At 43.4% G+C, this 12,902-nt stretch carries 8 protein-coding genes and 3 rRNA genes; all 11 read left to right on the top strand.

What is annotated here, in order from left to right; all coding sequences use genetic code 11:
- Positions 1 to 39 precede the first annotated feature (39 nt).
- The 11 genes from V8V91_RS11375 (at position 40) to V8V91_RS11325 (ending at position 12,901) form a co-directional block, all read left to right on the top strand.
- Positions 40 to 1,623 carry an acyl-CoA carboxylase subunit beta gene (locus tag V8V91_RS11375; protein ID WP_373400156.1) on the top strand — a complete coding sequence of 528 codons (1,584 nt, stop codon included), beginning with the start codon at positions 40 to 42 and terminating at the stop codon, positions 1,621 to 1,623.
- Between the two features lie 37 nt (positions 1,624 to 1,660).
- Complete coding sequence (locus V8V91_RS11370; protein WP_373400154.1) at positions 1,661 to 2,725, top strand: M42 family metallopeptidase; 1,065 nt, start codon at positions 1,661 to 1,663, stop codon at positions 2,723 to 2,725.
- A gap of 61 nt (positions 2,726 to 2,786) precedes the next feature.
- Positions 2,787 to 3,551 carry an ABC transporter substrate-binding protein gene (locus V8V91_RS11365; protein ID WP_373400152.1) on the top strand — a complete coding sequence of 255 codons (765 nt, stop codon included), beginning with the start codon at positions 2,787 to 2,789 and terminating at the stop codon, positions 3,549 to 3,551.
- Positions 3,552 to 3,674: 123 nt separating this feature from the next.
- Positions 3,675 to 4,436 (top strand): DUF1080 domain-containing protein, encoded by a 762-nt coding sequence (locus V8V91_RS11360; protein ID WP_373400151.1) that lies wholly within the window; start codon positions 3,675 to 3,677, stop codon positions 4,434 to 4,436.
- Entirely contained in the window at positions 4,433 to 5,029 is a 597-nt protein-coding gene (locus tag V8V91_RS11355; protein ID WP_074225231.1) for a DUF1080 domain-containing protein, read from the top strand. Before V8V91_RS11360 ends, V8V91_RS11355 begins: the two co-directional genes overlap by 4 nt.
- 573 nt (positions 5,030 to 5,602) lie before the next feature.
- Positions 5,603 to 7,112, top strand: a 16S ribosomal RNA gene (locus V8V91_RS11350).
- 128 nt (positions 7,113 to 7,240) lie between these two features.
- Positions 7,241 to 10,109: ribosomal RNA gene (locus V8V91_RS11345) — 23S ribosomal RNA — on the top strand.
- A gap of 98 nt (positions 10,110 to 10,207) precedes the next feature.
- Positions 10,208 to 10,316 (top strand): 5S ribosomal RNA (rrf, locus tag V8V91_RS11340).
- Together the 16S, 23S and 5S rRNA genes form the textbook arrangement of a ribosomal RNA operon.
- Positions 10,317 to 10,600: 284 nt before the next feature.
- Complete coding sequence (locus V8V91_RS11335; RefSeq protein WP_373400149.1) at positions 10,601 to 11,842, top strand: dihydroorotase; 1,242 nt, start codon at positions 10,601 to 10,603, stop codon at positions 11,840 to 11,842.
- Entirely contained in the window at positions 11,835 to 12,329 is a 495-nt protein-coding gene (locus V8V91_RS11330; RefSeq protein ID WP_373400148.1) for a DUF4199 domain-containing protein, read from the top strand. Before V8V91_RS11335 ends, V8V91_RS11330 begins: the two co-directional genes overlap by 8 nt.
- A gap of 23 nt (positions 12,330 to 12,352) precedes the next feature.
- Complete coding sequence (locus tag V8V91_RS11325) at positions 12,353 to 12,901, top strand: DUF4199 domain-containing protein (protein WP_373400147.1); 549 nt, start codon at positions 12,353 to 12,355, stop codon at positions 12,899 to 12,901.
- The last annotated feature ends 1 nt before the right edge of the window (position 12,902 follow it).

The raw sequence follows: 12,902 nt of genomic DNA, 5'->3' as shown, positions 1-12,902 counted from the left end.
GAAAGCCTGCTATATTTGAACTAGTCTAATGTATATCGTATGAACGAAAACAATACACCCAAATATATTCTTCCCGGCATAGATGGGAAGATAGAGTTGTTAAAACAGAAAAATGCAGCTGCTTTTAAAGGAGGAGGAGAAAAGAGGATTGAAGCACAACATAAGAAAGGAAAGCTTACTGCGAGAGAACGATTAGAATTATTGTTGGATGAAGGGACTTTTCAGGAATTAGATCGATTTGTAATGCACCGGGCCAAAGATTTTGGATTGGATAAGGAGCATTATTTAGGTGATGGGGTAGTCACTGGGTATGGTGAAATCAATGGAAGGCTTGTTTATGTGTTTTCTCAGGATTTCACAGTGTTTGGTGGTTCGCTTTCAGAAACTCATGCAGAGAAGATCTGCAAAATCATGGATATGGCCATGAAGAATGGCGCCCCAGTTATTGGATTGAATGACTCTGGCGGGGCTCGAATCCAAGAAGGAGTCAATTCCTTGGGAGGGTATGCTGATATTTTTTATAGAAACACTTTAGCCTCTGGAGTAATTCCTCAAATTTCAGCTATCATGGGACCCTGTGCAGGAGGAGCTGTTTATTCTCCGGCCATTACAGATTTTATTTTTATGGTGGAGAATACCTCATACATGTTTGTAACAGGGCCTAATGTCGTCAAAACTGTAACACAGGAAACTGTAACGGCAGAGGAGTTGGGAGGAGCTTCTGCCCATAGTACTAAAAGTGGGGTAACTCATTTTGCTTGCCCTAATGAATTGGAATGCATTAAACATATCAAAAGTATATTGAGTTACCTTCCACAAAACTGTGAGGAAGTGGCGCCTGTTTATCCTTACGAATTATTGGAAGATGAAATTAGGGAAGAGCTTAATTCGTTGGTGCCAAATAACCCGAACCACCCATATGATATGCGGGATGTGGTTAAAGGAATAGTCGATGAAGGTTCCTTTTTGGAGGTTCATGGAAATTATGCTGATAACATTGTAGTTGGTTTTGCACGTATTGCAGGTAGGAGTATTGGGGTCGTAGGTAACCAGCCTCAATCCATGGCTGGTGTTTTGGATAATCATGCCTCTACCAAAGCGGCAAGGTTTGTTCGAACCTGTGATAGTTTTAATGTACCATTATTGGTATTGGTAGATGTGCCAGGTTTTTTGCCGGGAACAGACCAAGAATGGAATGGCATCATTAGTAATGGGGCAAAATTACTTTATGCGTTTTCGGAAGCTACTGTTCCGAGAATTACGGTCATTACCCGAAAAGCATATGGAGGAGCTTATGATGTCATGAATTCAAAACACATTGGAGCTGACCTTAATTTTGCTTGGCCAACGGCAGAGATTGCTGTTATGGGCGCAAAAGGGGCTTCTGAGATTATTTTTAAAAGAGAAATTGCCGAATCCGAAGATCCAGAGGCAAAACTTCAGGAGAAAGTGGAAGATTATACTGAAAAATTTGCAAACCCTTATCGTGCAGCTCACAGAGGATTTATTGATGAGGTGATCATTCCTGCAGATACACGATCAAAATTAATTAAGGCATATAAAATGCTCGAAAATAAGGTAGATAAGATACCTAGAAAGAAACACGGAAATATTCCGTTATAATTAAGTTTAATCCCAATTATACAATACAATTAAGATTATGGAGTCCAACACCTTTTTATATAGGTATTTAAATAATGCTTCACCGACAGGGTTTGAAGCATCCGGTCAACAGATATGGATTGATTATGTCAAACCATTTGTTGATGATTACTTTACTGATAATTATGGTACAGCTGTTGGCGTGATCAATCCAGAAGCTGCATATAAATTAGTGATAGAAGCCCATGCTGATGAGATAAGTTGGTTTGTCAACTACATCAAAGACGATGGATATATATATGTAAGAAGAAATGGAGGCTCTGATCATATGATAGCTCCATCTATGCGTGTAAATATTCATACAGATAAAGGAGCAATTCCGGGAGTTTTTGGTTGGCCAGCGATTCATGTTAGGAAAGAAGGCAAAGAAGATGCGCCAACTTTGGATAATATCTTTATTGATGTAGGAGCTAGATCAAAAGAAGAAGTTGAGGAATTAGGTATTCATGTAGGCTGTGTCATCACCTTTAAGGATGAATTAACAGAGCTGAATGGGAAATTCTATTCTGGGAGAGCATTGGATAACCGTATTGGGGGCTATATGATTGCTCAGGTAGCAAAAAAGATCAAAGAATCTGGAAAGAAGCTTCCTTTTGGACTTTATGTGGTGAATGCTGTTCAGGAAGAGATTGGGTTAAGAGGAGCTCAAATGATAGCTGCCAATATTAAACCCAATGCAGCCATCATCACTGATGTATGTCATGATACGACTGCACCCCTGTATAATAAGGTGACTAGTGGAGATCAAACTGCCGGAAAAGGTCCAGTACTTACCTATGGCGCTTCTGTTCATAAGAAACTCTTGGATTTGATTGTTGAAACAGCAAAAAAGAAAGATATACCGTTTCAAAGATCAGCAGCTTCGAGAGTGACAGGAACAGATACAGATGCTTTTGCTTATTCCAACGAAGGGGTGCCCTCTGCATTAATTTCACTTCCTTTAAAATATATGCATACAACTGTAGAAACCGCGAGCAAGTCTGATATTGAACAGGTTATTAATCTGATGTTTGAATTCATAATGGACTTTGACCCAAGTTTTGACTTCAAGTATATTAAATAATTCCCCCAGGTCAATTGGGGTAGCTAGAGGAAAATAGATACACCATTGGCACTTTTGGCAGATGATTTACACTGATCAGCTTAATAGAGAGGTTCATCTTTCGAATTCTCCAAAAAGGATTATTTCTCTTGTCCCATCCCAAACTGAATTGTTGATGGATTTGGGATTGGAGGATAGGCTAGTTGGAATCACAAAATTCTGTGTTCATCCAAAGGGCTTGACAAAAAAGAAGGCCATTGTAGGAGGAACTAAGAATTATAGGGTGGATATGATTCATTCCCTTCAACCTGACCTGATTATTGGTAATAAGGAAGAGAATGACCAAAAGGGAATTGAAAATTTAATGCAGGATTATCCCGTGTGGATGAGCGATGTAAACTCAGTCAAAGATGGGATTGCAATGATCCGTAGTATTGGAGAGATGCTGGAGGTAGTAGAAAAAGCAGAAAAAATTGCCTTTCAATTAGAAACTGACTTTCATAAACCATTGGAGAGGAAAGGAACTTGTGTCTATTTAATATGGAAAGATCCTTTGATGGTTGTTGGGAACAATACATTTATTGATCAAATACTTACTTTTGGAGGGTTTGAAAACAGGATATCTGAAAATAGGTATCCAAAAATCTCTTTGGACGAATTGGTCGGAATAGATCCAGATTACCTGTTGCTTAGTTCCGAACCTTTTCCATTCAAAGAGAAACATATTGATTATTTCGAGAGCTATTTGCCCGAAACCAAGATTCGTCTGGTGGATGGCGAGTACTTCTCTTGGTACGGGAGCAGATTGCTGGGGACCAAACAATATTTGTTAAAGGCATTCAGTTGATCCGTATGTATTGGGATAATCTCTTGACTTGAAAAAATAGAGTTTCTTAAATGACTTTATTAAAAATTTCAATTAACTTTTGGGTTTAATTGTAAGGAGAAAAATAAACATAGAATTAATCATATGAAAAACACAAAATTAGCTTGGGTGGCATTGATAGCCTTAGCTTGGTCCTGTGGGCCAAAGCCAGCTGAAGAAACTACAGAAACAGAAGTAGTGGAGGAAGTAGTTGTTCCAGACAACACGTTGACTGAGGAAGAAAGATCAGAGGGATGGATGCTTTTATTTGATGGGGTAGACCCTTCTGGTTGGAGAGCATTCAATGGAGATACATTTCCAGATGGCTGGACCGTTGAAGATGGTGCGTTGAAGGCATTAGGAAAAGGAGGAGACATTGGAGGAGATATTGTTTTTGGCCCAATGGAGTTTGAGGAGTTTGAATTGGTATGGGAATGGAAGATCTCCCCAGGCGGAAATAGTGGCGTTTTGTATCACGTAGTGGAAGATCCAAAATACCATGCTCCTTATGAGACTGGACCTGAGTACCAAGTAATCGATCAATTAGGATTTCCTGATCCTTTAGAAAAGTGGCAATCTATCGGTGCTGATTATGCAATGACAGAGCCGGATTATGAAGGGGCTGTTAAGCCAGCAGGTGAATGGAATACTTCTAGAATTATTTTTTCCGAAGATGGCGCGAGTTATTGGTTAAATGGAAAGAAGACCGTTGAGTTTATTCCATATTCTGAAGAGTGGACTGCTGCTCGTAATTCTGGAAAGTGGAATGACTTCCCTGATTATGCAATTTCAAAAACAGGTTTAATATCACTTCAAGATCACGGAGCCGTTACTTGGTTCAAAAATTTAAAAATTAGAAAACTATGAGAAAATTATTGATTGCCGCTTTTTTGTTGGCGTCTGTAAACTTGGCTTTTGCCCAGAAGAAAGTAAAGTTGTTCAATGGAAAAGATCTTTCTGGCTGGACAATCTATGGTACTGAAAAGTGGTATGTAGAGGATGGGTTATTAATTTCTGAAAGTGGCCCGGACAAAGGGTATGGATATTTAGGGACTGATGAGCACTACGATGATTTTGAAGTTACTTTGGAGTTTAAACAAGAGGCAAATGGGAATAGTGGAGTTTTTATTAGATCTACAGTTGACGGCACCAAAGTTTCTGGTTGGCAGGTCGAGGTAGCACCTCCAGGACATGATACAGGAGGTATTTACGAGTCCTATGGAAGAGGTTGGTTAGTAAAGCCAGATCCTGAAAAAGATAAATATTTAAAGTTCGGAGAATGGAACAAGATGAGAATCGTTGTTAAGGGTGATAATGTTACTTCTTATTTGAACGGACATGAGATGGTAAACTTCTCAGATGCTAAAATTGGAGAAGGAAAAGGCGGAATCTGCCTTCAGATCCATGATGGAGGAGGAATTAAGGTGTACTGGCGAAATATTGTTTTGAAAAAGCTTTAATTCTCCATTTAATTAAAAATTTATGCCCAGATAAAATGCTTATCAGGGCATTTTTATTTCCTAAAATTTTTATTCTTCTGTTTCAGGGGTTTATGATGAGTAGGGATATTTTTTGTGATCTGATATTGTTGTTACGGATAAAAGTAGGATATTTGCACTCCCAAACGACGCGAACGGCGGAAGAAACGGGGAGGCTGAGAGGTCTGAAAATTGAAAGGAAATAAAATTTTGCAAAAGAGTTAGGAAGTCAAAAAAGATCACTTACCTTTGCGCACCCTTCGGCAGCGAAGGGGTTAAAAGCGGAAGGGATTGAGGTTCCTGAAACTTTTAAAAAATAAAAAAGTCAAAGAGTGTTGCGGATTAAAAAAAGCTACTTACCTTTGCACTCCCTTCAGCAAGGAAGGAAAATTTGAGGCTTGAAACGGGAGTTTTTGAGTGATCGACAGAGGCCACAAGGTGTGGTATCAAGTTCTTTGAAGTGATGTAAGGCGAAAAAATAACCTGAGAAAGACGAGGAAGGTTGATGGACATTGCTTAGTGCGTGTTTATTGACAGTGTATATAATGATAATTTACAATGGAGAGTTTGATCCTGGCTCAGGACAGACGCTAGCGGCAGGCCTAATACATGCAAAGTCGAACGGTAGATTACTTTCGGGTAATTGAGAGTGGCGCACGGGTGCGTAACGCGTATGCAACCTACCCTATACAGGGGGTTAACCCGGAGAAATCTGGATTAATACCCCATAGCTATGTTGAGCATTTCGATATAGTTAAAGATTCATCGGTATAGGATGGGCATGCGTCTGATTAGCTAGTTAGCGGTGTAACGGACCACCAAGGCGACGATCAGTAGGGGTTCTGAGAGGAAGGTCCCCACACTGGCACTGAGATACGGGCCAGACTCCTACGGGAGGCAGCAGTAGGGAATATTGGGCAATGGACGAGAGTCTGACCCAGCCATGCCGCGTGCAGGAAGACGGCGTTCTGCGTTTGTAAACTGCTTTATCTGGGAAGAAAAGGCCCATGCGTGGGACACTGATGCCAGATGAATAAGCACCGGCTAACTCCGTGCCAGCAGCCGCGGTAATACGGAGGGTGCAAGCGTTGTCCGGATTTATTGGGTTTAAAGGGTGCGTAGGCGGCTATTTAAGTCAGTGGTGAAAGACTCCGGCTCAACCAGGCAGTGCCATTGATACTGGATAGCTTGAGTATTGGAGAGGTACATGGAATTGATGGTGTAGCGGTGAAATGCATAGATACCGTCAAGGAACACCGATAGCGAAACTGTACTGGCCAATAACTGACGCTGATGCACGAAAGCATGGGGAGCGAACAGGATTAGATACCCTGGTAGTCCATGCCGTAAACGATGATTACTCGCTGTTATGGCTTTATGTTGTAGCGGCCAAGCGAAAGCGTTAAGTAATCCACCTGGGGAGTACGCCCGCAAGGTGAAACTCAAAGGAATTGACGGGGGTCCGCACAAGCGGTGGAGCACATGTGGTTTAATTCGATGATACGCGAGGAACCTTACCTGGGCTAGAATGTGAAGGAATGATTTAGAGATAGATCAGTCAGCAATGACCTGAAACAAGGTGCTGCATGGCTGTCGTCAGCTCGTGCCGTGAGGTGTTGGGTTAAGTCCCGCAACGAGCGCAACCCCTATGTTTAGTTGCCAGCACATGTGGGTGGGGGACTCTAGACAGACTGCCTGCGCAAGCAGGGGAAGGAGGGGACGACGTCAAGTCATCATGGCCCTTACGCCCAGGGCGACACACGTGCTACAATGGCGCATACAGCGGGTCGCAGGCGGTAACGGTCAGCCAACCTCTAAAAGTGCGTCTCAGTTCGGATCCCGGGGTCTGCAACTCGACCCGTGAAGCTGGAATCGCTAGTAATCGCGCATCAGCATGGCGCGGTGAATACGTTCCCGGACCTTGTACACACCGCCCGTCAAGCCATGGAAGTCGGGTAGACCTGAAGCCAGTAACCGCAAGGAGCTGTTTAGGGTAGAACCGGTAACTGGGGCTAAGTCGTAACAAGGTAGCCGTACCGGAAGGTGCGGCTGGAACACCTCCTTTCTGGAAAGACCCTGTCACTCAGGAGCCTTACATACTTCAAACACGTACCTCGAATGTGGGGTAACAAGTTCATTGACATGTTTAGCAGAAATTGTAACAGAAGTCCCGATATAATCGGGACATAAGTAGAGTAAGTGAATAAGGGCGCACGGGGGATGCCTAGGCTCAGAGGCGAGGAAGGACGTGATAAGCTGCGAAAAGCTACGGGGATTGGCCAATGCGAGTTGATCCGTGAATATCCGAATGGGGCAACCCAGTCTTAATGACTATCCTGAAAAGGAAGCGAACGTGGGGAACTGAAACATCTAAGTACCCATAGGAGGAGAAAATAATAATGATTCCGTAAGTAGTGGCGAGCGAACGCGGAAGAGGCCCAAACCGTTCATGTTACGGCATGGACGGGGTTGTAGGACCTGTATAATCAGGAACAACGAGACGCAGGCGGCATGGAGGAGGCTTCTGACAAAGAGGGTGAGAGTCCCGTATTGGGATTGTTGTTTGCGAGACGGAGTACATCCTGAGTAGGTCGGGACGGAGGAATCCCGATTAGAAACTGCCAGCACCATCTGAAGGCGTGGGCTAAATACTCCTGAGAGACCGATGACTAGTACCGTGAGAAGGTGAAAAGTACTCCGAATAGGAGGGTGAAATAGAACCTGAAACCGTGCGCTTACAAGCGGTCGGAGCCACGCGATGTGGTGACGGCGTGCCTTTGCATAATGAGCCTACGAGTTACTCCTCATCGGCAAGGGTAAGGTATTCAGTACCGTACCCGGAGCGAAGTCTGAAAGGGCGCTTGAGTCGGTGGGGTAAGACGCGAAACTTAGTGATCTACCCTTGGCCAGGTTGAAGTTGTGGTAACACACAATGGAGGACCGAACCGATAAACGTTGAAAAGTTTCCGGATGAGCTGTGGGTAGGGGTGAAAGGCTAATCAAACTGAGAAATAGCTCATTACTCCCCGAAATGTTTTTGGAACAGCGTCGGGAATTGTATGACGGAGGTAGAGCCACCGATAGGACTAGGGGGAGTCAAATCCTACCGTCCTGACGAACTCCGAATGCCGTCATACAGAACCGGCAGTGAGGGCTGGGGTGCTAAGGTCCCAGTCCGAGAGGGAAAAAGAACCACGAAGACCTTCCGCTAAGGTCCCCAAATCTATGTTAAGTTGAACAAAGGTGGTCCAGTTGCAGAGACAGCCAGGAGGTTAGCTTGGAAGCAGCTATTCCTTTAAAGAGTGCGTAACAGCTCACTGGTCGAGCGACAGGGCGTCGATAATAATCGGGCATCAAACATAGTACCGAAGCGAAGGATTGTCCGCCACGGCGGACAGTGGTAAGGAGCATTCCAACGGCGGTGAAGCTACAGCGTCAGCTGTGGTGGAGCTTGGAAAAGCAAATGTAGGCATAAGTAACGATAATGCGGGCGAAAGCCACCGTAAGACCCAGGTTTCCTGATCAACGCTAATCGGATCAGGGTTAGTCGGGACAGGCCGAACCCGAAGGGGTAGTCGATGGCAAATGGGACAACTCTATTCCATGCCTTAATTATACAGGTGATGGAGCGACGGAGTGATGAAAGATCCGCGCGGTGAATGCCGCGTTAAAGGTAGTAGGTATTGGACCCATAGTTAAATGCGTGGGTTTAGCCGAAGCTGATAGTACCGAGCGTTTACGGACAATCGGATCGTGATCTAAGGGCTTCCAAGAAAACTTCTAGCGTTAAGCGGCTGCGCCGCCATTTACCCGTACCGCAAACCGACACAGGTGGTCGAGGAGAGTATCCTAAGGTGCTCGAGTGAATCATGGCTAAGGAACTCGGCAAAATAGCCCTGTAACTTCGGGAAAAGGGGCGCCCCAAGAAATCCGGCCGCAGTGAAGAGGCCCAGGCGACTGTTTAACAAAAACACATGGCTTTGCAAAGTTTAACGACTAAGTATAAGGCCTGACACCTGCCCGGTGCTGGAAGGTTAAGAGGGGGAGTTATCGCAAGAGAAGCTCTGAATCGAAGCCCCAGTAAACGGCGGCCGTAACTATAACGGTCCTAAGGTAGCGAAATTCCTTGTCGGGTAAGTTCCGACCTGCACGAATGGTGTAACGATCTGGGCACTGTCTCAGCCATGGAAGCTCGGTGAAATTGTAGTCGCGGTGAAGATGCCGCGTACCCGCAACGGGACGGAAAGACCCCATGCACCTTTACTGCGGCTTAGCATTGGTACTGGACAAATGATGTGTAGGATAGGTGGGGAGACTATGAAGCGGGTTCGCCAGGATTCGTGGAGTCACTGTTGAAATACCACACCCTTTGTTTGTTTTGGTATCTAACCCCGAATGGGGGACATTGCTTGGTGGGTAGTTTGACTGGGGTGGTCGCCTCAAAAGACTAACGGAGGCTTCCAAAGGTTCCCTCAGTACGCTTGGTAACCGTACGAGGAGTGCAATAGCATAAGGGAGCTTGACTGTAAGGCCGACAAGCCGAGCAGGGTGGAAACACGGGTATAGTGGTCGGCGGTTCTGAATGGAAGAACCGTCCGCTCAAAGGATAAAAGGTACGTGGGGATAACAGGCTGATCTCCCCCAGAGCTCCTTATCGACGGGGAGAGTTTGGCACCTCGATGTCGGCTCGTCACATCCTGGGGCTGGAGAAGGTCCCAAGGGTTGGGCTGTTCGCCCATTAAAGTGGCACGCGAGCTGGGTTCAAGGCGTCACGTGAGACAGTTCGGTCCCTATCTGTTGCGGGCGTGGGAAGTTTGCGAGGACCTGACCTTAGTACGAGAGGACCGGGTTGGACTGACCGCTGGTGTACCGGTTGTGATGCCAATTGCATTGCCGGGTAGCTACGTCGGGAAGAGATAAGCGCTGAAAGCATCTAAGTGCAGAAACTCCTCAAGATGAGACTTCCAAATAGGGCCGTCAGAGACGATGACGTTGATAGGCTACAGGTGTAAAGCAGTAATGTCATAGCTGAGTAGTACTAATTGCCCAAAAGCTTACCGCTGTTTGTTACAGTTTCTGCCAAGACATGTTAAGAACTTAAGATATTAGATACAGGAAAAGGCCTGATCCACAGATCACTGATGACTGTATACTTACAGATTAGGCGGCCTAGCGCAGGGGTCCCACCTCTTCCATCCCGAACAGAGAAGTTAAGCCCTGCAGCGCCGATGGTACTGGGGTTACACGGGAGAGTAGGTCGCCGCCACATTATTCAAGCCCTTTGGATCCCTCCGAAGGGCTTTTGTGTTCGCCCCCAAGCTCCGAAGCGATCTAAGGTCCCCTGTCTTCTTGCCAGCCGATTGCTGGCTTTTTAGTTTATGCCCATGCCTTCTGTCATGGATTCTTTCTATCCAATGACCTTATTTAAATAATAGTGAATTGGATCCGGTTCGCAGATCACTGTTTTACTCAGAAGTTTTTGTTAAATACAATTCAATTTCTACTTTTCATTTTTAGAATATTGTTGCAGTTTTGTAGCAAAGAAAAAAGTTCATGTCAATTCTATTTCAAGGATTAAAATTGATAACTCCTTCAGGAGTTCAAGAAGCTCAGGATTTTATTTTTCACGAAGGTGAACTTCTTCCCGCATCAGATTACACTAACATACAGGCTACAGAAGTAATTGACGCTTCTTCATTAATGCTGTCCCAAGGTTGGGTAGATCTGAGATGTATGGTGGGGGATCCGGGCTTTGAATACAAAGAAACGGTGGAGTCTCTTTGTGAAACGTTGATAAGTAGCGGCTTTTCTACTGCTGTGGTGTTACCAAATACTGATCCTGTTATTCAAAGTAAAAATGAGGTAGATTTTGTTCTGAATAAAGCCAAAAAGTATCCATTAAATATTTTGATACAGGGAGCTGTTACGAAGAACAATGAAGGGGAAGATCTTACCGAAATATTAGACATGTACCATCAATCCGGTGTGACCATATTTGGGGAAGGAACCAAAACACTGGCTAATGGTGACCGATACATGAAAATCCTTCAATACTTACAGAAATTTAACGGAGTTCTGTTTGACCATGCGTATGATCCTTTATTGGCTATTTTTGGTCAAATGCATGAGGGTGAAAACTCTACGATGTTGGGGATGAAAGGAATCCCAAGCTTAGCAGAGGATGTAGCCATTCAAAGAAACCTGGAAATATTGAAATACACTGGAGGTAAAGTGCACTTCCAGACAGTCAGTACTGCCAAAGGTGTGGACTTAATTCGAAAAGGAAAGGCTCAGGGATTGAATATTTCCTGTGATGTGTCCATTTACCAATTGCTCTTTACGGATAAAGACCTGATGTCTTTTGATGCGAACTTTAAAGTCAGACCTCCTTTTAGAGGTGAATCAGATAGACAAGCTTTAATAGAAGGATTAAAAGATGGAACCATTGATGCATTGGTTTCTAATCATAGGCCTCAGGATTTCGATTCCAAGTTCATGGAATTTGACCTAGCTTCTTTTGGAATGGTGGGCCTTCAAACATTTTTACCTGCATTGGTGCAACTTCAAAAGGAACTTTCGTGGCCATTATTGATTGAAAAATTGACCACAGGTCCACTTTCAATCATTGGTCAAGAGAATAAATCATGGACGATCTTTGACCCAAGTGAAAAATGGTTGTTTGATAGGAAGTCCAATAAATCCAATTCATTTAATTCCCCATGGTTTGGCAAAGAGCTCACTGGGAAAGTGAAATATGTGATTCAAAAAGAAGGTTTAATTAAAGTCAATGAATAGGTATTTCAAATCTGCTTACCTATTTGGTGTGCTGGGAGGAGTGTTAGGTATTATCTCTTTTTTAACTCTTTCCTTCTTTGATGAAGACCCCACTACCTTAAATTTAATTTTCGGTTATGTAATCGTACCGATCTCCATTTATTTGGCTTTACGGTATTTTAAGGATTACTCTAACCATGGTTATATATCGTTTGCGGAAGGAATGAGTGTAGGTTTTGTAGCCTATATGATTATTGCCATTATTTCTTTTATTGGGATTTACCTGATTTTATCTTTTGACTCTTCTCTTTTTGAGCTAATAAAGTCTTCTAAAATTGATACTTTAGTAACAAGTAAAGAAACGATCATTTCTCAGGTAGGAGATAATTCCTACGAGGCCACTCTTGAAAGTGTAAAAGGCATGGAGATTTCTGATGTCGCTCTAAATGATGCTATCTGGAAAATTGTACCGGGTCTTTTTTTACTATTATTATTTCAATTATTTTGAGAAAAAACCCTAACTAGAAAATTATGGAAGAGCAACAATCTCCTTTTAAAGCTGCAATTCAACCAGGATTAACGATTGGCTTGATATCGCTTGCATTGACTTTTATTGCTTATTTTATTGATGCCACCTTATTAGGTTCCGCTTGGTTTGGCCTCATCGCTTTGGTGGTCTTTTTTGGATTGATCATCTATTTTGGTAGACAGTACAGGACTGAAATTGGCGGTTTTATGACTTTTGGGACTGCCTTCAATTTTAGCTTTATTGCTATTCTTATTTCCGGTATCATAGGTCTTATTGGACAGATTTTACTTTTTCATGTAATAGATCCCTCCTTACCTTGTGTTTTGGGAGACTTAGCATTTGAAAACAGTTTAAAAATGATGGAGAATTTTGGAGCTTCTCCTGATTCACTTCCCCCAGGTCAACTGGAAGAAATGAGAGAAAGCACTGCTAATCAATTTACCTTAAAAGGCCAATTGACCAGTTTTGGAATAGGGATTATTATCTACGCTATTATTGCATTAATTTTAGCTGCTATTCTCAAAAAAAGAGATAAGTCTCTGGATTATTAAA

Origin of the sequence: Algoriphagus halophilus (genome assembly GCF_041729275.1) — a bacterium.
GTDB classification, from domain to species: domain Bacteria; phylum Bacteroidota; class Bacteroidia; order Cytophagales; family Cyclobacteriaceae; genus Algoriphagus; species Algoriphagus halophilus_A.
The sequence above is the reverse complement of the archived record's forward strand: the minus strand, read 5'-3'. Positions and strand labels throughout refer to the sequence as shown.

Coding starts and splice junctions, on each gene's coding strand:
- V8V91_RS11375 (WP_373400156.1), top strand. CDS start 40: ATGAACGAAAACAATACACCCAAATATATTCTTCCCGGCATAGATGGG.
- V8V91_RS11370 (WP_373400154.1), top strand. CDS start 1,661: ATGGAGTCCAACACCTTTTTATATAGGTATTTAAATAATGCTTCACCG.
- V8V91_RS11365 (WP_373400152.1), top strand. CDS start 2,787: ATGATTTACACTGATCAGCTTAATAGAGAGGTTCATCTTTCGAATTCT.
- V8V91_RS11360 (WP_373400151.1), top strand. CDS start 3,675: ATGAAAAACACAAAATTAGCTTGGGTGGCATTGATAGCCTTAGCTTGG.
- V8V91_RS11355 (WP_074225231.1), top strand. CDS start 4,433: ATGAGAAAATTATTGATTGCCGCTTTTTTGTTGGCGTCTGTAAACTTG.
- V8V91_RS11335 (WP_373400149.1), top strand. CDS start 10,601: ATGTCAATTCTATTTCAAGGATTAAAATTGATAACTCCTTCAGGAGTT.
- V8V91_RS11330 (WP_373400148.1), top strand. CDS start 11,835: ATGAATAGGTATTTCAAATCTGCTTACCTATTTGGTGTGCTGGGAGGA.
- V8V91_RS11325 (WP_373400147.1), top strand. CDS start 12,353: ATGGAAGAGCAACAATCTCCTTTTAAAGCTGCAATTCAACCAGGATTA.